The sequence below is a fragment of the Hydrogenophaga sp. LT287 genome, assembly GCF_055702805.1.
The window spans coordinates 69,164-88,756 of sequence record NZ_JBVPZC010000010.1; the positions used below are offsets into that span (position 1 = coordinate 69,164).

Genomic DNA, 19,593 nt, shown 5'->3' on the forward strand with positions numbered 1-19,593 from the left:
GTGAAACCCATTGAAGGAGCCCGCCATGCCGACATTGCCCAGCCCCTCGCGCCGCCACCTGCTGGTGGGTGGCGCTTCCGTGCTCGCCGCCACGGCCGCACCCGCCTGGCTCACGCCTGCACTGGCACAGCCCAGCTTGCGGCCCACGCCCAGCCAGACCGAAGGCCCGTTTTACCCCGTGGCCCTGCCCGCCGACAACGACTTTGACCTGCTGAGCAACGGCCGCGCCGCCTACGGCAAAGGCCAGCCCGCCTGGGTCGAAGGCCTGCTGACCGACACGCGCGGCGTGCCCGTGTCGGGCGCCGTGGTGCAAATTTGGCAGTGCGACCAGGCCGGCCACTACCACCACCCCGGCGACGGCAGCAAAGCCGACCCCGCCTTTCAAGGCTTCGGCCAGGTCACCGTGGGGCGCGACGGCCGCTACCGCTTTCGTACCCTGCGCCCCGCGCCGTACAGCGGGCGCACGCCGCACATCCACTTCAAGGTGCAACTGGACGGCCAAGACCTGCTCACCACCCAGCTTTATGTGGCCGGCGACCCCGGCAACGAACGCGACTTTCTGTGGCGCCGCCTCAATGCCGAAGGCCGCGCCGCCTTGACGGTGCCGTTTGTGCCCGGCGATGACGGCGCGCGGGCCACGTTTCCCATCGTGGTGCAGGCTTAGGGACTCCCCCCGCGCCGCCTGCGGAGCCGGTTCCGCGGCATCCTGGATATGGGCACGTCGCGCCGGTCAGGCGTTCAGCCGCCGAAGGCTCAGCGCCTGAACATCTCCCGCTCCCACCCAAGGCTTTGCACCAGCCACTAAGCTCGCCCCCATGGATTCTTTGACCCAAATCGCCCTCGGCTCGGCCGTCAGCGTGGCCGTGATGGGCCGGCGCACCGCTGTGTGGAAAGCCGCCCTGTGGGGCGCTGTGGCGGGCACCTTGCCCGATCTCGATGCGTTCATCGACCACGGCAACGCCATCCTCAACATGACGCGCCACCGCGCCGAAAGCCATTCGCTGCTGCTGCTCACCCTGGCATCGCCGGTGCTCGCGTGGGTGGCGTCGCGCGTCCACCGAAACCCCAGCACGCCAGCGGCAAGCGACACCCTGCAACACAGCCCACAGCAAGGGCCAACGTTCTTGCGCTGGTGGCTCGCGCTGTGGCTGGTGCTGTTCACCCACCCGCTGCTCGACACCATGACGGTGTACGGCACCCAGTTACTGCAGCCGTTTTCTGACTACCCGTTTGGCGTCGGCAGCGTCTTCATCATCGACCCGCTCTACACCGTGCCACTGATCGTGGGCGTGGTGGCTGCGCTGCGGCTCAAAAGCGTGCGTGGCCTGCGCTGGAACCTGGCCGGTGTGGCCCTGAGCACGCTCTACCTGGCCTGGAGCTTCGGCGCCCAGCAACACGCCACCCAGGTGGCCCGCGCCTCACTCGCCACGCAAAACATCAGCGCCCAAGGCCTGCTCGTCACGCCGTCGCCGTTCAACACCGTGCTCTGGCGCCTGGTGGCCACCACGCCCACGCAATACCTTGAAGGCCACTATTCGCTGCTCGACAACGGCCGGCGCATCACCTGGACCGCGCACGACCGCGGTGCAGCGCTGATAGAGCAACACCGCAACGAACCGTCGGTGGCCCGCATGGCGGCGTTCACGCATGGGTTCTACAGCCTGTCAGAAACCGACGGCCGCCTGTTTGTGACCGACCTGCGCATGGGCCAGGAACCGGCCTACACCTTCCGCTTTGACCTGGGCAGCGCACCCGCCCGCGCCAACGGCCAGCACCTGCCGGTGCAGCAAAGCATGCGCCCCGACCTGGGCACCGCCCTGCCCTGGCTGTGGCAGCGCATGTGGGGCAACGACGTGGCGCTGCCGCGGTTGTAGGGGCTGGGGCGGCGGCTGCAGTTTTCATAAGCTTCGCAAGCGCAGAGCCCCCACCCCAACCCTCCCCCAGAGGGGGAGGGAGCGAACCGCTCTTCACCCTTCATGCAGTCAAGGGACGGTTTCTGCGCATGGACCCTTACCCCTCTGGGGGAAGGCTGGGATGGGGGCCGTCAGCTCAACAGCCCATCGGTTCAAAACCGCTGCCGCACCGCCTCAAGCCATCCAGAACGTGACCGCAATGATCACCACGCCCAGCGCCAGGTTGATGCCGACCGCCGTGCGGATGCTGGAGAGTGCGGCGCCGCCGGCAGGCCAGTCGCTGGCGGCCACGGCCTTGGTCAGGCGCTTGAACAGGGCAAACCGGATGTGGCCAAAGATCAGCATCATGATGATGCCGAGCGTGGCCATGATGGTCCAGTTCAAAGGCATGGCGAAGCCCAGGCCGGCTTGCACCGACTCTTTGGCCACGCGCCCGATCATCCACAAGCCGCTGGCCAGCACCACCCCAATGGCCACCAGCACGGCGGCAAAAAAGCGCTGCAGCGTGGCGTGCATCAGGCGCACGCGCACCGGCGCTTCAAGCTGCATGGCGGCCGGGCGCAGGAAGAAGTGGGCAAACACCATGCCACCGATCCACACCACAATGGCCAGGACGTGAAGCAGCTTGAGGGTGGCGTAAATCATGTGAAGGCTCTCGTTGAGGGTGAAACAGGTTTTTCAAATCGCACGGCATGTGCGGCGAACAAGAAGGACCCACGCGCTGGCAAAACGTTCAACGGCGCGGTCCCAAAGGGTGGTTTAGGCGCTCACGTCCGTCAGCACGCCGTCCTGGCGGCGCTGCAGCCGGTACGGTGGCAGGCCCTTGAGCATGCGCCGCCCATACGACTGGCGCAGCAGCCGCGCATCGTAGCAAACGACCACCGCTTCGTCGGTCTCGGCGCGGATGGCCCTACCCGTCCACTGCAAAAGCCGAGCGCCGGTGGCGGGCACCACCAGTTCGCTGAACGGGTCGCGGCCCTGGCTTTTGAGCCAGTCGGCACGGGCCTGGCCCACCGGGTCGCTGGGCGAGGCAAACGGCAGCTTGGTGATGAACACCCATTCGCACAGCTCGCCGGGCAAATCGAGCCCTTCACCAAACGACTGCAGACCAAACAAGATGGATGCGCTGCCCGCCGCCACGCGCTCGCCGTGTTTGCGCAGCAGCTGGGTGCGTGAGGCATCGCCCTGCACCAGCACCTTGTCGCGCAGGTCGCTGTGCAGGCCGCGTTCCAGCAGCTCTTGCGCGCGCCGCATCAACGCCTTGGACGTGAACAGCACCAGCGCCCCGCGCCGCACCTCGGCCAGGTCGGTCATCAGCGCGTCGAGCATTTCGCGGGTGTAGGCCTCCACGTCTTTCGGGTCGGCCTGGGTTTGCACCACCACCAGGCGGCCCTGGCGGGCGTGGTCAAACGGGCTTTGCACTTCGCGCGCCACCACCGCGTCGTCGTAGGCCAGGCCCGACTCGTGCAGAAAATGGTCAAACCCGCCACAGGTCACGAGCGACGCCGACGTGACCACCGCCCCGCGCACCTTGCTCCAGAGCTGGTTGCGCAGCAGGCTGCCAGGCTGCAGCGGGCAGGCGTGCGCGGTGAGCGTCACCAGCCCGTGGCTGATGCCCGCTTCAAGCCACTTGGCCAGCGGCGCCTGTCGGGGCTGGCCGGGTTCGCCAGACCCGGGTTCTTGCAGCCACAGCGTGGCGGTTTCTTGTGCGCTTTGCAGGCGCGGCGCCAGCACGCCCAGGCGGCTGTAGAGCTTGGCGCAGCGGGCGGCGTCGCCCGGGTTGTCGCGCGCGTTGGCCTTGAGCTGGGTGGCCAGCGCTTCAAACACCTTCAGCAGCGCGCTGGCGTTGGCTTGCAGCCGGGCCACGGTTTCCAGCCAATCGGGCGGCAGCGCGCCGCCTTCAAAGCGGTCCACCACCGGGGCGCCGCCGTCGGCAAAACCACCCTTGGCGGGTCCGCCGGCAAAGCCACCGCGCCCAGCCGCCCGCGCCGGGGCGCGGCCGGTCAGGGCCAGCCAGTCGGGGTTGTCGCCCATGCGTGCCATGGCCATGCGCGCCAGCTCGCCTTGCGCGGCTTTCAGCTCGCGCGCCAGCGTGGCCACGTCGGCGTTGGGCGTGTGCTGCAGCGCGCCGGCCACCTCGTCCACCGCGCGCGGCAGGCGGTCGAGCCATTGGGTGCGCATCAGGTCCATCGAGGCGGTGAACTGCCCCTGCGCCACCGCGCCCAGGTGGTGCGCCTCGTCAAACACCAGGTAGCAGTCTTCTGGCGCGGGCAGCGCGTGCAGGCCCAGCGTGGCCAGCAGCAGGTCGTGGTTCACCACAATCACCTGCGACTGCGCCAGCTTGGCCCGCGCCTGGTAGTAGCTGCAGCTGTTGTAGCTGGGGCAATGGCGCGCGGTGCAGCTGTGGCGCTCGGCCGCCACGGGGCTCCACACATCGCCCTCGGGCGGCTCGTCCAGGCGGTCGCGGTCGCCGTCCCAGGCGCCGCTGTCCAGCTGGTGCGTCCACTGCATATATTGCTTGGCGCGCTCGCCCCAGCGCTCGGCCATGCGGGCGCTGGCCGCCGCCTGCGCTACGGTGTGCGCCGCCACGCCCGCGGCCGATTCGTCGGCAGCCGCCGGCGCATCGTCGCTCTCAAACAGGTCGGCGCTGGCCGCGTCGCCGCCGCTCAGCTGGTCGAGCTTCAGGCGGCACACATAGCGCCCGCGCCCCTTGGCCAGCGAAAACGTGAACGGCTCGGGCAGCGCCGCCGCCAGCGCCGGCAGGTCTTTGGCAATCAGCTGCTCTTGCAGCGCCACTGTGGCGGTGGAAATGATCACGCGCTTTTGCTGCGCCAGCGCCAGCGGGATCACGGTCGACGCATACGCCGCCGACTTGCCCACACCCGTGCCGGCCTGCACCACGGCTATGCCGCGCTCGGGCAAACCGGCCTCGCCACTCACCGAGCCGTCGCCCAGGCTCACGCCGCTGAGCGTGTGGGCAATGAGTGCGGCCATTTCACGCTGCCCGGGCCGCGCCCGAAAGCCGCTGGCGTGCGACACCATGTGGTCAAACGCGGCCAGCGCCAGCGCCTCACGCGCCAGTGGGCCAGACGGCAGCGCCTCGGGCGTTTCAGAGTCAGCGGGGGTGGCGGTGGATTCAGGGGCTTGAGACATGCGGGGCTGACAACGGGGCGAACGAAAAGGCGAAACGCCGGACGGCGGGTCGAGCGCGCATTGTCCCAGACCCATGCCAGCGCTGCTCCCGGGAACGCCAGGTCAGCCCAAGGCTTCCAAACGCTGCGCGGTCAAATGAGCACCGTCCAGGTATTGGGCCAACACGGCCAGATCCGCCGCGGGCACACCCAAGCCCTGAAACACCGGTTTCCATTGCGCCACTTGCTGGCCAATGTTGGCGGCCATGCTGCGCGCAGCAGCGGCGCTGAGCCCAAACGCATGGGCTTCGGACAAGGCGTTGGCGAGGCTGGCCTCATGGCCTCGCTGGCCCACGCGCATCTGCTGGTAGCCCAGACCTTGCGCGGCGGGCAGCACGTCGAAGGCCGCAGACAAGGCATAAAAACCATCTGTACCGCGCACCAACGCATGGTTTTTTTCGTGGTCGTCCGTGTTGTCGATCAAGATATTGAACACCATGCGCCTGAACAGCTCCTGCTGCTGTGCGCGCACCTGCTCCGGGCGGCCCAGGCGCCGCAGCAACTGCGCCAGCTCGGGGTACCCCATGGGCTCACCCGCTGCACGCAGCGCCACAAAGGCCGACTGCACATGCAGGCGGCGAGCGCCCTCGCGGTCAAACCGGCGCACGGCCACTGCGTGCCCTTGCGGCAAAGGCAGCGCCCGGGTCTCGGCCGTTTGAATGCCGCACAGCTGGGCCAGTTGCATGCTGGCGTGCTCAATCAGCGGCGCGTCCAGCTCACCGCCGTCTGAAAACTTGACCACCCAGGCGTGTCCGTCCATGTGCATCAAAGACTTGGGCCGCGCCCCGCCCATGCTCACACCCGGCTGCAACAGGCGGCGCTGTTGTTCGTTGAGGGCGTCCCCCGCCATCACGCGCTGCACGGTGCGGTGCAAGTCGCTCAGCGCATCAAAGCTCGCCATCACCGCCGTGGGTGCGGGTTCATACACCCCGTCCTGCAACGAAACGCCCAAGGCCCCAAACCGGTCATCGCCCGCGAAATACAAATACTCGAGCAACGACAAGCGGGCGGGCCGCTCAAGGAGCCGAATCACGCGCTCGCCCCATTGGTCTGGCCGGGCGTCGTCCACCGCACCGGCAGCCGTGTCGCGCTCTGCGGACAGGTGCAAACCGGGCTGCAACGGCAGGTCTTCGCTCAAGGCAAAACCGTGCGGCCCCGCCAACCAGCCCGGTGCGTAGCTCAGACCCACCTTGCGGCGGTTGTCCTGCAAACTTAAGGTGCCGATGCGCTGCGGGGCCGCCGGGTTGGCCAGGTACCACAGGCTCATGCTGTCTTGGGCTTGGTACGGCATGCTCACACCACCTCTGCCGGTTTGCGCGACATGCGCCGCCCCCGCTGGCGCACGGCTTCAAGGTCTTGCTCCAGGGCATTCAGATCGTGCGCAGGCGCAGCCACTTCGGGCAAGGCGGCGTGGCGGCCCATGAGCCACAACGCCGTGGCGTACACCCCCATGCCCACCGAAGGGTCGCCTTTTTCCATGCGGATCAATGTGGGCACCGACACCGCCATGCGGCTGGCCCAGGCGCGCAGGCTTTCCCTGCGGCGCTGGCGGGCCAGCGCCAGGTTTTCACCCAGGTCGCGCAGCGCCTTGGCGGCCGACGCGGGCAGCTGTTCGGCCGCAGCAGATGGTTTTGGCATAACGCAAACTTTAACAGAATACGTTTTTTGTGTCGTTTTGATTTTTCAGAAAAACCATAAGGCCGAACCATGCGCATTCATAATGCACACACCCGCAGCCCCCTCCCGCATGACGCTCAACCCCCTCGTCCTCTCCCTCGCCCTGGCCGGCGTCGCCCTGCTGGGTGCACGCCAGCTGCTGCGCTGGGGCCTTGCCCCCACCGCCACTGTGGCCGGCACCCAGCCCGCCGAACTGGGCCTGAGCGCCCGCAGCATGCACCTGAACGGACCCAACGGCCTGCGCCTGTTTGCCTGGTACCTGCCGCCGCTGGCGCAGGACGGCGCGGCGCCCGCTGTGGCGCTCATGCACGGCTGGGGCGGCAACGCCAGCACCCTGCTGCCCGCCGCGCAGGCCCTGCACGCCGCCGGCTACGCCGTGCTGCTGCCCGAGTCGCGCAACCACGGCCGCAGCAGCCGGGACGACCACAGCTCCCTGCCCCGATTTGCCGACGACCTCGACCGCGCCCTCGACTGGCTCGCCCAGCAACCCGAAGTGGACGCGCAGCGCCTGGCCGCGCTCGGCCATTCGGTGGGGGGTGCGGCGGTGTTGCTGGTGGCCTCGCGCCGGCCGGGGCTGGCAGCGGCGGTGAGCGTGGGCGCCTTTGCCCACCCCGAACAGGTCATGCGGCGCTGGCTGGCCACCTACCGCGTGCCCTACTGGCCGCTGGGCTGGCTGGTCAACCGCTATGTGGAATGGGTCATCGGCACACGTTTTGATCGAATCGCCCCGCTGGCCACTCTGGCGCAAGCGCGCTGCCCGGTGTTGCTGCTGCACGGCGCACAAGACACCGCCGTGCCCCTGACCGACGCACAAACCCTCATCGCCCAGCGCGGTGATGCCAACGCCCGCTTGCTCACCCTGGACGGCACCCACGAAGCCTTTGCAGACCCGGCTGCCGCTGAACGGGTGGTGCTGGAGTTTCTAGCTGAAAAGACGGCAGCGTAACGATTCAACCATTGCACAGATGTAGCTCAAGAGCTACACTTTGCCGATGCAAGTGGAAAAGACCGACCAGTACCGCGACTGGATTGACGATCTGAAAGACCGAACCGGGCGGGCGAGGGTGCTCATGCGCGTTGATCGCTTGATCCATGGCAATGCGGGCTCTCACCGCCATTTGACGGAAGGCGTCTCGTAACTCAAGATCGATGTTGGTCCCGGCTACCGGGTGTACTACTCGCAACGCGGTAACAAGATCCTTTTGCTCATCGCAGGCGGCGACAAGTCAAGCCAGACCAAAGACATCGCGCTTGCTCTGGAACTCAACCGAAAATTTGTGGAGTCGTCATGACAAAAAATGCCACCAAAGCGCCTGTGAATCCAAAGACCTCGGCCTACGACGTATCCGAACACCTGCGCACACCCGAAGAGATGGCCGCCTACCTCGACGCGTGGTTGGATGAAGCACCGGAAGACGCCGCCGGCATTGCCCGCGCTTTGGGCGACATCGCGCGGGCAAAAGGTATGTCACAAGTAGCCAAAGACGCCGGCCTGAGCCGCGAGAGCCTTTACCGCGCCCTCAGTGCTGAGGGCAACCCCAGCTTCGCTACGGTGCTCAAGGTGGCCAAGGCTCTTGGCGTCAGGCTTCACGCACAGGCAGTGCCCACGGGCACTTGATCCAGCAGGCCGCTGCGCCAGACACCGCCCGCCGAAGCGCCGGGCCGGGCTCCCTTCCCCACTGTAGGAGGGCTGGGGTGGGGGCTCTCCCCGGTTGGCGGCTTCAGCGCGCCAACACCGACCCATTATGCCAACCAGCCGCCACGCCAGCACTGCCCGGGTGGCTACCGCCTTTCAAGCCAACAAATCAGCGCGGCACGCGGTGCAGCGCGCAAATCTTGTTGCCGTCGGGGTCGCGCAGGTAGGCCAGGTACATCTGCGCGCCGGGGGTGCCGCGCAGGCCCGGCGGGTCTTCGCAGGGGGTGCCGCCATGGGCTACACCGGCGGCGTGAAAGGCGTCGGCCTGCTCGGGCGAGTTCGCGTTAAAGCCAATGGTGCTGCCGTTGCCGTGGCATGCGCTCTCGCCGTTGATGGGCGTGGTGATGCCAAAGGTGCCGGTGGGGCTGCGGTAGAAAAAGCGGCTGCCGTTGGCCACGCCGGGGCCAATGCCCAGCGTGCCCAACACGGCGTCGTAAAACTGGCGGGATTTTTCGAGGTCGGCCGTGCCGACCATGACGTGACTGAACATGGCTCTGTCTCCTGTTGTTGGCCCACAGCGGGGCGGTGTGAAAAGGCGGCCCGATGTTACCCGCCAACCCCACGCACCTCCGGCCAGCCAGCGCCTTGTCCCCATAGCCCGGCGGCCTTGGCGGCCTCACTGCCCCTGGCCGAGGGCGAAGCCTTTCACGCCATCAAAGGTGCACAGGTTTTCGGTCTTGATCACGTCCACGCCGGCGTCGGTCAGCGCACCCAGCAGGGCCACAATGTCGCGCTGCGCCACCTCGCCGCCGTCGCTGGCCGCCACGAAACGGCAGCGCCAGTGGTCGGTGCAAAAGGTTTCGGGGAAGCCGCCCGGCCACACCTTCACACCCCGGTTGGTGATCATCTGCAACGCCAGCGCGGCGGTGTTGCTGGACTGAAGCTGCACGGCCAGGGCGTCGGCGCTCAGCGCCGACTGGTGCACAAACACGTCCACCCCCACCACCGCTTTGCGCGCCGCCGGTGCCCGCACATACAGGGGTTTGGCTGCCGTGCCCGGCGGCAGCGCAGCGGCCTGCTGGTAACGCACCGGCTTGAACTGCTGGGGCAAGCGCCCCAGGCGCTCAATGATCGCGTCGGCAAAGTCCATGCTGCCAAACGGCAGCGGCAGCCCGGTCTTGACCGCACCCGCTTCGCCGCCCTGCAAGTCGGCGGTGAACACGCCGTCTTCCAGCGTGCGCAGCCAGGCGTTGTGGATCTGGGCCGCCACCTCTGGCTGGCCAATATGCACCAGCATCATCACCGCGCCCAGCAGCAGACCGCTGGGGTTGGCAATGCCCTGGCCGGCAATGTCGGGCGCGCTGCCGTGGATGGCCTCAAACATCGCCACATGCTCGCCAATGTTGGCGCTGCCCGCCAGGCCCACGCCGCCGGTCATTTCGGCGGCAATGTCGCTGATGATGTCGCCATACAGGTTGGGCGTCACGATCACGTCAAACAGCTCGGGCCGCGTGGCCAGCCGCGCCGCACCAATGTCGATGATCATGTGATCGGTTTCTATTTCGGGGTATTCCACGCGAATTTCGTCGAACACCTGGTGAAACAGCCCGTCGGTCATCTTCATGATGTTGTCCTTGCTCATGCAAGTGACCTTTTTCCGGCCGTTCGCCCGCGCGTATTCAAACGCGTAGCGCACGATCTTTTCGCAGCCCGGGCGGGTGATGAGCTTCAGGCACTGGAACACCTCGTCGGTCTGGCGGTGCTCAATGCCCGCGTACAGGTCTTCCTCGTTTTCCCGCACGATCACCAGGTCCAGCTTGGGGTGCTTGGTGGCCACAAACGGCGCGTAACTCACGCAAGGCCGCACGTTGGCATACAGCGCCAGCGTCTTGCGGATGGTCACGTTCAGGCTCTTGTAGCCGCCACCGCTGGGCGTGGTGATGGGCGCCTTCAAAAACACCTTGGTGCGGCGCAAGCTGTCCCACGACTCGGGCGCAATGCCGCTGCTGTGGCCCGCCTGGTAAAGCCTTTCACCAATCTCGATGGTTTCGGGCGCAATGCGCGCGCCGGCGGCCATCAGCACCTTGAGCGTGGCGGCCATGATCTCCGGGCCAATGCCGTCGCCGTGCGCCACGGTGATCGGCACCAGCGTGTCGGCCGGTGTCTGCCCGGTGGTCTCGGCTTGGTTCAGCAGGTCTTGGGGGGTGTCGTTTTTCATGGTGTGTCCTGGGTTGTGCCCAGCGGCTGCTAGGGGGTAGACGCACTGTAGGCAAGATCACGCATTAAGAAAAATACTTTGTTTTCATTGAACACATAGACCAAAATCTATGTGTTCAACCCGCCGAACCACCCCGCTCCACCCGCCCCATGCCCACCGCCATCAAACGCCTGCTGCGCACCTCGCCCCAGCAACTGCGCGCCTTTGAAGCCACCGCCCGCCTCATGTCGGTGACCCAGGCCGCACGCGAACTGCATGTGAGCCAGCCCACCGTGAGCGTGCAGCTGCGCGAGCTGGCCGAGCTGGTGGGTGAACCGATGTTCGAGCCGCTGGGCCGGGGCATTCGCCTCACGCCGGCGGGCGAAGCGCTGCAAGCCACCGTGACCGACATCGCCGCCTGCTGGCAGCGCTTTGAAGACCGCCTGGGCGACCTGCACGGCCTGCTGCGCGGGCGCCTGCGCATCGCCGCGGTGACCACCGCCGAATACTTCGTGCCCGACCTGCTGGGCCCGTTTGCCGCGCTGCACCCCGGCGTTGAAATTGACCTGGCCGTGGAAAACCGCGACCGCGTCATCACCCGCCTGCACCGCCAGGCCGACGACCTGGCCGTGATGATGCTGCCCCCCGCCGAACTGCCGCTGCAAAGCCTGCCGTTTCTGGACAACCCGCTGATCGTCATCGCGCCCAGCAGCCACCCGCTGGCCCACAGCCCGCAACCCCTGCCCCTGAGCGCGCTGAGCCACGAACGCTGGCTCATGCGCGAAGCCGGCAGCGGCACCCGGCTGGTGGCCGAGCGCCACTTTGCCGACCACGGCTTCGCGCCCCGCATCGCCATGAGCCTGGGCAGCAACGAAGCCATCAAACACGCCGTGGGCGCCGGCCTGGGGCTGGCCGTGGTGTCGGCCCTGGCGGTGGAACCGGCCGGCGCGGCCTCAGCCACCGCCGCCGGCGCGCCCTGGGTGCGCCTGCCGGTCGAAGGCTTTCCCATCGAACGCCAGTGGTCGCTGGTGTGGCGCAGTGACGCGCCGCTGGCCGCGCCGGCCCGGCAACTGGTGGCCTACCTGCAAAGCGCGCAAGAGCCCTTGGACAAGCGCGCCGCCGGGCGGCAGCCGCACTGAGCGCTAAACGCCCGGCCAGCCGCCCCGTCGCGCAGGGGTGCCGCACGCGGGCCATGAGCGTCTGGTGGGGCATGTCCTGTTGCAGCGCGTTGGCCTGAAAGTCTCGCCAGTCGCCAGTCGCCCGACGACAGGCGGGTGCTCACCAGCTCACCAGCTCGCCTTGCAAGGCGGTGGCGCGCGCCGCCGCTTTGAACTTCGCCAGCTCGGCCTTGGTGGCGACCGACTTCAGCGCGCCCTTGTCGAAAGCGGCCATCAGTTCGAGTTCACAGGCATCAGTCTTGGACATGGGGTCGTCCTTTGTCAAATGGTCTATGGTGTCATTGCTGCGGCAGGGGGTTGTGATTTAGTCACCGCATCGAACATACGGGGCCGTCTGGCATGACTGGCTTACCATGCACTGCGTTTCCGCACGGTCGCGGAAAGAATCCAGGGAGGACCAAACATGAACACACTCAGCGTGCACCGCATCGAACCGCGCATCCAGCTAGTGCGCGGCGTCAAAGTCATCATCGACGCCGATCTGGCCGAACTCTATGGCGTGCCCACCAAAGCACTGAATCAAGCGGTCAAACGCAACGCCAGTCGCTTTCCGTCCGATTTTCTTTTCCAGCTAATTGAGGCTGAGAAAACGGAGGTGGTCACAAACTGTGACCACCTCGCCAAGCTCAAATTTTCCAAAACGCTGCCCCACGCCTTTACCGAACACGGCGCCATTCAGGCCGCCAACGTGCTGGCGTCGGCCCAAGCCGTTGAGATGGGCATCTATGTCGTGCGTGCTTTCGTCAAGCTGCGCGAAGCGGCCATTGAACACCGCGACCTCTCCAAAAGGCTTGATGCGCTGGAGGAGAAAACCGATGCGCTCGCGATGGACCATGACAGCTTTAGCCGCAACACCCGCCTCCAGCTCAGGCAGGTGCTCGACGCTCTGCGTGAACTGACCACGCCGCCCGAAACGCCCAAGCGGCCCATTGGTTTTGTGCCGCCCGAGGACAAGGGCGCCGTCAAGGCGCCCAAGGCCCAGCGCAAAGCCTAAGCGTCAGCAATTAGTCCCAGTTGAGCAGACCCGCAACGTTTCGCCTCAAGCCTCAATAGTGACCACCTCCCGGACCCACGTCAGCGGATTTCGAACAACGCGCTTGAGCGCAATATCTGGTCGAACTTTCTTCACACGAGAGGCGAATTTCTCGACCGTTTCCTGTGGTGTACTCACACCAAATATCACTGCGGCGACTGCACCTTGGATTTTGATTTTGCAGTTGGCTTGCCAATTGCCCTCAAACGGCGGAGCGGTCTGCAAGACGGACGAAATGCGCCACTCTTCCTCACCGCGCCATTCACGAGATTTCATGTAAAGCACTTGTGCAAAGGCCTCTTCGTTCCTATCGACCGGATTGATTTCCGGCACATCGTCCGAGTAGCGGACCGGGTGAAGAGCCCCAACGTGCCACAACTTGTCGCATCGATATTCAATGCAAATTCCCGCGTGATCTGCAGCATGGCCGTCTGCGTCTTTGTGCTTCGCGTAGTTGGCCCACATGGAAAAGTTTGTCGGACTGGTTGTAAAGCAGGCCACACGAAGGACGTGCATCAAACAGTGCCTCGTGTAGTGAAAAACGTGATCTGTGGGAACAAAATTGTTGTCCCGCAATTCTTGAAAGTTCTTCTGCGCGATCGCCATCACGGCCTCGTCAGACAAGAACGGCTGTGATTCACGAATTCCCCGCCAAAAGTACGCAACCATGTCCTCGCCGTTCCCTGCGAAGCGCAGGTGAAATCGGGCCTCATCTGGATCGTTCAAGTCCTTCAAAGCGGACAGGTAGATCCCGTCCTGAGCTATCTCGAAATCGATGAGTCGATCCAACGTGTCCGGCGCTACCGTCCTGTACCGGAACAGTGCAAATGGAAACTCCCCTTGATAGGTCAGGTACGACTTTTGATAGGTATTTCGCTCAGTCCACTGTGTCATTTTTTCCATATTTTTTTTCGAAAACCCTAGCCCGGCGCATCACCCGCGCCAGGCGCCGCCCACTTCGGTGTCCACCCGCTGCGCACGGCCCAGGGCTTCCAGCGTGTCCAAAATGCGGGGCAAGCCTTTCTTCCACGGGCCTTTGCCTTTGAAGCTGGCTTCAATGGCCGCCAGCGCCAGCGGGGCCGGGCTGGCGCCCAGCAGCTGCGCCACCGCGCGCACCTGCTCGGGCAGCGTGGGCGGCCAGGGCTGGGTAATTGTGGTGGTGGCGGCTGCGGGCGGGAGCGCTGCGGCGGGCTGGGCGCTGTCGTCAGCGCTCTCGCGGGTGTCTGCGCGGGTAGCTTCGGCGCGGGACTGTGCTTCGGCCTCGCTCTCCACACCGTCAATGCCCGCCTGCTCGCCGCCCTGTTCGGGCTGAGCCCCCTCCCGTTCGGGCTGAGCCTGGATCCCCGATCGCCCTGAGCCTGTCGAAGGGAGCCCTTGCGCCGTCTCGGCGGCCGCGCGCCGCGCCGGGTCTTGAAACTCGGGGCGCAGCCAGCGCACGGTGCCGGCCGCTTCTTCGGCGGCGCGTTTGGCGTTCAGCGCCACCAGCCGCTCCAGCAGGGTTTCGGTCCACGCGGCGCGAGCGGTTTCATCGGCCCACGGCACGGCGCCCAGGTCGCTCCAGCCGTAGGCCATCAACACCGCCGCGTCCAGCTCGTCGTGCAGGCTTTGCAACACGCTCACCAGGCCCTGCTCGTGCAGGGTTTTGTCCTTGGGCGTAAGCGGCTCGTGGCGGCGCAGTTTGTCGAGCACGTTGTACATGCCGGTGAGCGTGACGGATTCATGCGCCGCCTGGCGCGCCTTGCGGTGCGCGTCCAGCTGCTCGGCCAGGTGGCGGATGCGCTCGGTGAGTTCGGGGGTGAGGCCGGTGTCGTCGCTGGGGAAGGGGAAGGTTTCGAAGCAGCGGGACTTGACGTAAACGGAGTCGTTTCCCACGCCAAGCCAGCTGCCGGTCGCCAGCGCCCATGGAACATGAATCGCGCTCGAAAGCACGCCAAGTTGCCAAGCTTCGCTGAGCGCCACAGCGACTAACTTGTTGTCTGGCAACACGCTCGCGTCGAGGAACTGAAACATGCGATGCCTACTTGTCTCGACCGTAGCGATGTAGCGCGACATTCCGGCGAGTTGCAAACGCAGTTTGGGATTTGTCTCGCCGAACAACCACCAGTTTTCGCGGCGACTGACTCGGTTGTTCAAGTCACGCTCCGGTTTAACGCGTTCCACCAACCACTGGAACACCGCCGGAAAGCGCTCGCGCAGTTGCTCGGCGCTCAGGCCGAAGGCGTCGATCACCAACACATCGCGCGGCCTTGCGTTGAGGTCGCGGCCGTTGCGGTATTCGCGGATGAGGGGCACCTGGGCGGGCGAGCCCCCACCCCCGCCCTCCCCCAGCGGGGGAGGGAGCAAGGCAGCGGCTTCTTCGCGGGTGACGATAAAGCCCGCGCCGAATAGCTGCACGCCCCGGTTGCTCAGGTTCAAATTGGCTTGTAGCGGCTTGGCGCTCGCCACGTTGGCGCCGAGGCGCAGGTCTGCGTGCAACAGGCCGCGCTGTTCGTCCAGCATCACCGCCACTTCGCCGTCGCCGGTGGCGCGCTCTTCGCGCACGGTGAGCAAGCGCCCGGGCTCGGCTTCAGCAGGCTCGGCCCGCGCGGCGGGGCACTCGCCCACGCTCATGGCAATGCGCACATTGGCGTCGCCCGCGCCGTCCACCCACGGGTGGTCGGGCACGGCAAAGGCCAGGGTGAGCGGGTTTTTGGGCGCGCTCAGGTGCGCCTCGATCACGCGGCGGTTGAACGTCTGGCGCAGGCTGTTGGTGGTGATGAAGCCGAAGCGCCGGGCGCTGCCCGCCCGCACCTGAACTGCAGCGTGGTGCCACCAATACATCACAAAGTCCGCGCTCTCGGGCACCTCGGGCCAGGCGGCGCGCAGCGTTTGCGCATACCCGTCGCCCAGCGCGGCGCGCATGGCGCCCGCGCCAATGAACGGCGGGTTGCCCACAATGAAATCGGCCGCCGGCCACTCGGCGGGGCTCGGGTTCACATAGGCCCACTGCACCACCTGCGCCGCATCGTCGGGCACGGGCTCGCCGGTGACGGGGTGGGTTTTGAAGGTGGTGCCGTCCCAGCGGGTGATGGTGTTGCCCGCAGCGTCCAGCGCGGGTTCGGCGCGCTCAAAGGCCAGCACGGCGTCGCGGTGCTCGATGTTGCCGTAGTCGTGCACCACGGGCTCGGCCACGCTGGCCAGGCCGCGCGTGCGCACATGCCATTGCAGCCAGCCGATCCACAGCACCAGCTCGGCCAGGGCGGCGGCGCGCTGGTTCAGCTCTATACCGCGCAGCTGCTGCAGGGTGACGGTTTCGCCTTCCAGGCCCAGCTTGTCTTGCGTTTCGCCAAAGGCTTCGAGCTGGTTCATCACCTCGCCTTCCAGGCGCTTCAGGTGTTCCAGCGTCACATACAAAAAGTTGCCGCTGCCGCAGGCCGGGTCCAGCACGCGGGTGGTGCAGAGCTGGTGGTGAAAGCGGCGCAGTTCGGCGCGGGCTTCTTCCAGTTTGGCTTCGCGTTTTTTGCCGTCCAGCCCGTCGGCCTCGCGCGCCAGCACCACGGCGGCGGCCTGAGCGTTGGCCCAGTCGGCGCGCAGCGGCTCCACCACGGTGGGCAACACCAGCCGCTCCACATAGGCGCGCGGCGTGTAGTGGGCGCCCAGGGCGTGGCGTTCGGTGGGGTCGAGCGCGCGTTCCAGCAAGGTGCCAAAAATGGCGGGCTCCACTTCTTTCCAGTTGGCGCTGGCAGCGCGCAGCAGGCCGTCAATTTGCGTGGTGTTGAGCGGCAACACGTAGCCGTCCACCCCGGCGCCTTTGAAGAGCTTGCCGTTGAAGCGCAACACGTCTTGCGCAATGGCCGCGTTGAAGCCGCCCACGTCCATGCCCTGCCAAAACACCTTGAGCATTTGCGCCAGGGTGGCGGGCTGTTCGCGGTAGGTTTTGAGCAGGTGGGCAAAGCTGCCGGTGTCCGTGGCGCCGGGCTGCTGGTTGTCGGGGAGCAGGCCCACGTCTTCGGCAAACATGCTGAAGAGGCAGCGGGTGAGAAAGGCGGCCACGGGCTCGGGGCGGTGGCCGGCGGCTTCCAGGCTTTTGGCCAAGTTGGCCAGCTCGGCGGCCACGGCGCGCGTCACCTTGGCGCTGACGCGCGAAGGGTCGAGGCTGAGCGGGTCGGTCCACAGCGCTTTGAGCCGCGCGCGGATGGCGGGGTCGGCCAGCTGCGCCAGGCGGATGCGGTGGCTGCGCGGGTCGGGGTACGGCGTGTAGGTGGCGCCGCTGCGGGTGAATTCGGCGTAAAGCTCAATGACGTGGCCCACGTCGACCACCACCACAAAGGGCGGGCGGCCCTCGGCGGCCGGCAAGGCACGGGCGTAGTTTTCGGCCTGGGTGCGGGCTTTGAGCAGCGCGTCGTCAAAGGCTTTGGTCGGCGCTGCACCGGCTTGCTGGGCGGTGATGCCGGCCTTGAGTTTTTTGCTCTCCCACACAAAGTGGCCGCGCTTGTAGCAGTCCACCCGCCCGGCGCTGGTGGAGCCGTCGCCGTGCTGAAAGGTGATGGGCCGCTCAAACTGGTAATGCGGCTCGTGCGTGGGCGGGGCCACGCCCAGCAGCGCGCACAGCTCAATGACAAAGCTCTGCGAAGTGGCCAGCTCAGAAGCGGCCACGCCGTGCCAGCGCTGGATGAAGCCTGCAGCGGCCTCGGTGGCGGCAGCGGTGACAGCGCTGTCGTCGGTGGTGGGGGTCCCTGGGGGGTTTTTGTGGTGCATGGGCTCCGATGATAGAAGCCGGGCACGGTGGTTAGCCCTTGTCGGGGGCTGCGTTCAGCGGGTCAGTACTTTCAGCGCGTCCATACACAGCGCCAGCGCACCCAGCGCAAAGCCCAAAACACCCAGCACCAAACTCAAACCCGTGGCACCGCCACCCAAAGCCATCACGGTCAAACACAGGGTGAAGAGCGCCAGTTTGTACATAAGACCCATGGTATGCGATGACCATGAAAGTCGGAACGGAGCGGAGGTTTGGGCGCGGCCCCCATCCCAGCCTTCCCCCAGCGGGGGAAGGGGCAAGACGGGCTACGCGGAAATCAAGCGCCGGGTTTGCGTCGACGGGTGGACGGGGCCAGCGGCGGTGTGGCGGGTGCAGCTTTGGGCCAACGCGCTGCGGCCGACCCGTAGACCACGCCGTCTTCACGCTTGTCCACCGCGAGCACGAGCACGACGAGCTGGTGGTCTTCGACTGCATAAACCAAGCGCACGCCCTGCTTCAGCAGCTTGATCTTGTAGCAACCAGCCAGCGTGCCGTGCAGCTCACCGCCAGGAACATGAGGGTTGTCCAGCCGCTTGGCGAGCAGTTTCTTGAGTGGGGCTCGTACGGACCCGTCCAGCGCGTTCCATTCGGCCAGCGCTTCGGCTTTGAAGCGCAGCGTGTAGCGGTGGGTGGTGCAGCCCTCAGAGCTGGTCAAGGCTGACCTCGACCGATGGAGACTTGTCGGCCAGACGGGCCGCAGCTTTGCGGTAGAGATCGCTGTCGGCCAGCTCTTCCATCATGGCTTCAAACAGCTGGGGTTCGATCATGTAGAAGGCGGGTCGATTGTGGTTAAGCACTGCCACGGGGCGGTTGCGGGACTCGCGCAGGATGGCGGCCGGATTCTTTTTGAACTCGGACATGCTCACAGACAAATTGGCGTGGACGGATTCCATATTTAGCTCCAGTAATGACGCTAATTTTGGCGCTTAAAAAACACAGCGTCAACCGGGACGCAAAGCCAATACGGGTCGCTGCCTCAGCGCCCCAGCGTGGGCGAGGCCCATTGCTTTTGCTGGCGCTCGTCGCTGGCGGCTTCGGCTTCGATGCTGTCTTGGGGCAGTTGCTTCAGGCATTCGGCGTAGGCGGCGGGGTCGAGCGGTTGTGCTGGCGCTTTGGCAGCGGCGGTGGTTTGGGGCGAGCGGCCGTCCCACACAAAGCGGTTGCCGTGCTGCACCGGGTCGGGCTCGCAGTCGTCCTTGTAAAGCGGTGGGGCTTCAGCGGTGTAGGCGTCAAACACGATGGTTTTTTCAAACACCAGGGGCTTGCCGTTGGGGGTGGGTGGCAGCGGCGGCATGCGCTGCACGGCCTGGCGGGCGCGTTGTTCCACCGTGGGCGAGGTGGTCCACAGGGTGTCGAGCTGGGCGAGCTGGCCGCTGGGCGCGATTTCGATGCGAAAGCGCACGGCCCCTTGCTCGGGGCCTTCCAGGGCGGTGCCCATCATGCTGCGCACTTGCTGGCCCCAGTTGTGGCGGTAGCGCTTGGCGTTTTTGAGGGTGTAGGTGGCGGCCATGGCCCACTCTTCGGCGGTGGGTGCGGGCGGCGCGTCCATGTAAGCCTGGCCGGGTTGCGGGGTGGCCAGGTCGGGCGCGTTGGGGGCGGGCGGCTCTGGCTTGGCGGGGGTCGCCAGGTTGGGTGGGGTGGCTGGCGGCGTGGGCTTGGGCTCGGGCTCAGCCGGGGGCGGCTCGGCGGGCAGCATGTTGGCCAGAAAGACGAGGGTTTCTTGTGGGGGGTCCGGGCGGTCGGGCACGGAGGGGCCGGCTACCTGAATGAGCAGCCCTGCGGCGACGATGTGCAGCACCAGAGACAAGCCCAAGGCCCAGCGCTGGTGCTTGCGTTCGGGCGCGGGGGCGTCTGGGTCAGCCATGCAAGGGCGTGCGGTCACTGGCCGGCCCTGGGCTGTGCGGCGCGCAGGCATGTGAAGGGCGTTGGCCAAGCGCCGGTGCGGCGCAGCGTGGTGGGGACATAAAATGGCAACATTCTAACGATCATTG

Annotated in this window: 20 protein-coding genes; 7 read left to right on the forward strand and 13 right to left on the reverse strand. The window is 66.4% G+C overall.

All coding sequences use genetic code 11. From position 1 onward, the window contains the following. Nucleotides 1–25: 25 nt before the first annotated feature. Both AC0GNR_RS10035 and AC0GNR_RS10040 read left to right on the forward strand, forming a co-directional pair. Complete coding sequence (locus AC0GNR_RS10035; RefSeq protein ID WP_472900816.1) at nt 26–664, forward strand: dioxygenase family protein; 639 nt, start codon at nt 26–28, stop codon at nt 662–664. Between the two features lie 151 nt (nt 665–815). Next, a complete protein-coding gene (locus AC0GNR_RS10040) occupies nt 816–1,874 on the forward strand; it encodes a metal-dependent hydrolase (RefSeq protein WP_472900817.1) in 1,059 nt (352 codons plus the stop codon). A 213-nt stretch (nt 1,875–2,087) separates the two neighbouring features. Here AC0GNR_RS10040 and AC0GNR_RS10045 read toward each other — a convergent pair whose 3' ends face one another. The 4 genes from AC0GNR_RS10045 to AC0GNR_RS10060 all read right to left on the reverse strand — a co-directional run bounded on the left by AC0GNR_RS10045 (nt 2,088) and on the right by AC0GNR_RS10060 (nt 6,742). Beyond that, complete coding sequence (locus AC0GNR_RS10045; protein WP_472900818.1) at nt 2,088–2,558, reverse strand: CopD family protein; 471 nt, start codon at nt 2,556–2,558, stop codon at nt 2,088–2,090. A gap of 114 nt (nt 2,559–2,672) precedes the next feature. After that, nucleotides 2,673–5,066 (reverse strand): ATP-dependent DNA helicase DinG, encoded by a 2,394-nt coding sequence (gene dinG, locus AC0GNR_RS10050; RefSeq protein ID WP_472900819.1) that lies wholly within the window; start codon nt 5,064–5,066, stop codon nt 2,673–2,675. 102 nt (nt 5,067–5,168) lie between these two features. Beyond that, nucleotides 5,169–6,395, reverse strand: a complete 1,227-nt coding sequence (locus AC0GNR_RS10055) for a type II toxin-antitoxin system HipA family toxin (RefSeq protein WP_472900820.1) — start codon at nt 6,393–6,395, stop codon at nt 5,169–5,171. Nucleotides 6,396–6,397: 2 nt separating this feature from the next. Then, nucleotides 6,398–6,742, reverse strand: coding sequence for an XRE family transcriptional regulator (locus AC0GNR_RS10060; protein ID WP_304841056.1), 345 nt, complete (start codon nt 6,740–6,742; stop codon nt 6,398–6,400). Between the two features lie 109 nt (nt 6,743–6,851). On the opposite strand from AC0GNR_RS10060, the gene AC0GNR_RS10065 reads away from it, so the two are divergent. The 3 genes from AC0GNR_RS10065 (at nt 6,852) to AC0GNR_RS10075 (ending at nt 8,399) form a co-directional block, all read left to right on the forward strand. After that, the gene (locus AC0GNR_RS10065) at nt 6,852–7,727 is read left to right on the forward strand and encodes an alpha/beta hydrolase (protein ID WP_472900821.1); all 876 of its coding nucleotides are present in this window, start codon (nt 6,852–6,854) and stop codon (nt 7,725–7,727) included. A gap of 46 nt (nt 7,728–7,773) precedes the next feature. Next, nucleotides 7,774–7,920, forward strand: a complete 147-nt coding sequence (locus tag AC0GNR_RS10070) for a hypothetical protein (RefSeq protein WP_472900822.1) — start codon at nt 7,774–7,776, stop codon at nt 7,918–7,920. Between the two features lie 149 nt (nt 7,921–8,069). Continuing rightward, complete coding sequence (locus AC0GNR_RS10075) at nt 8,070–8,399, forward strand: addiction module antidote protein (RefSeq protein WP_472900823.1); 330 nt, start codon at nt 8,070–8,072, stop codon at nt 8,397–8,399. Nucleotides 8,400–8,586: 187 nt separating this feature from the next. Here AC0GNR_RS10075 and AC0GNR_RS10080 read toward each other — a convergent pair whose 3' ends face one another. After that, complete coding sequence (locus AC0GNR_RS10080) at nt 8,587–8,967, reverse strand: VOC family protein (RefSeq protein ID WP_472900824.1); 381 nt, start codon at nt 8,965–8,967, stop codon at nt 8,587–8,589. A 126-nt stretch (nt 8,968–9,093) separates the two neighbouring features. Then, nucleotides 9,094–10,635, reverse strand: a complete 1,542-nt coding sequence (locus AC0GNR_RS10085) for an NADP-dependent isocitrate dehydrogenase (protein WP_472900825.1) — start codon at nt 10,633–10,635, stop codon at nt 9,094–9,096. A 149-nt stretch (nt 10,636–10,784) separates the two neighbouring features. Here AC0GNR_RS10085 and AC0GNR_RS10090 point away from each other — a divergent pair, with 149 nt between their 5' ends. Continuing rightward, nucleotides 10,785–11,753 (forward strand): LysR family transcriptional regulator, encoded by a 969-nt coding sequence (locus tag AC0GNR_RS10090; protein WP_472900826.1) that lies wholly within the window; start codon nt 10,785–10,787, stop codon nt 11,751–11,753. Between the two features lie 139 nt (nt 11,754–11,892). On the opposite strand, the gene AC0GNR_RS10095 is transcribed toward AC0GNR_RS10090, so the two are convergent. Further along, nucleotides 11,893–12,039, reverse strand: coding sequence for a hypothetical protein (locus AC0GNR_RS10095; RefSeq protein WP_472900827.1), 147 nt, complete (start codon nt 12,037–12,039; stop codon nt 11,893–11,895). A 171-nt stretch (nt 12,040–12,210) separates the two neighbouring features. Between AC0GNR_RS10095 and AC0GNR_RS10100 the strand changes: the two genes are divergently transcribed. After that, nucleotides 12,211–12,786: an ORF6N domain-containing protein gene (locus AC0GNR_RS10100; RefSeq protein WP_472900828.1), complete on the forward strand. Its 576-nt coding sequence runs from the start codon at nt 12,211–12,213 to the stop codon at nt 12,784–12,786. A 45-nt stretch (nt 12,787–12,831) separates the two neighbouring features. Here AC0GNR_RS10100 and AC0GNR_RS10105 read toward each other — a convergent pair whose 3' ends face one another. From AC0GNR_RS10105 to AC0GNR_RS10130, 6 genes are all read right to left on the reverse strand, one after another. After that, on the reverse strand, nt 12,832–13,728 hold the full coding sequence (locus AC0GNR_RS10105; protein ID WP_472900829.1) for a DUF2971 domain-containing protein: 897 nt from the start codon (nt 13,726–13,728) through the stop codon (nt 12,832–12,834). A 30-nt stretch (nt 13,729–13,758) separates the two neighbouring features. After that, the gene (locus AC0GNR_RS10110) at nt 13,759–17,562 is read right to left on the reverse strand and encodes a class I SAM-dependent DNA methyltransferase (RefSeq protein ID WP_472900830.1); all 3,804 of its coding nucleotides are present in this window, start codon (nt 17,560–17,562) and stop codon (nt 13,759–13,761) included. Between the two features lie 54 nt (nt 17,563–17,616). Next, a complete protein-coding gene (locus AC0GNR_RS10115) occupies nt 17,617–17,766 on the reverse strand; it encodes a hypothetical protein (protein ID WP_472900831.1) in 150 nt (49 codons plus the stop codon). A 113-nt stretch (nt 17,767–17,879) separates the two neighbouring features. After that, nucleotides 17,880–18,257: a type II toxin-antitoxin system RelE family toxin gene (locus tag AC0GNR_RS10120; protein WP_472900832.1), complete on the reverse strand. Its 378-nt coding sequence runs from the start codon at nt 18,255–18,257 to the stop codon at nt 17,880–17,882. Continuing rightward, complete coding sequence (locus AC0GNR_RS10125) at nt 18,244–18,495, reverse strand: type II toxin-antitoxin system Phd/YefM family antitoxin (RefSeq protein WP_472900833.1); 252 nt, start codon at nt 18,493–18,495, stop codon at nt 18,244–18,246. The genes AC0GNR_RS10120 and AC0GNR_RS10125 overlap by 14 nt, the downstream gene beginning before the upstream one ends. 83 nt (nt 18,496–18,578) lie before the next feature. Beyond that, nucleotides 18,579–19,466 carry an energy transducer TonB family protein gene (locus tag AC0GNR_RS10130; RefSeq protein ID WP_472900834.1) on the reverse strand — a complete coding sequence of 296 codons (888 nt, stop codon included), beginning with the start codon at nt 19,464–19,466 and terminating at the stop codon, nt 18,579–18,581. Nucleotides 19,467–19,593: the final 127 nt, after the last annotated feature.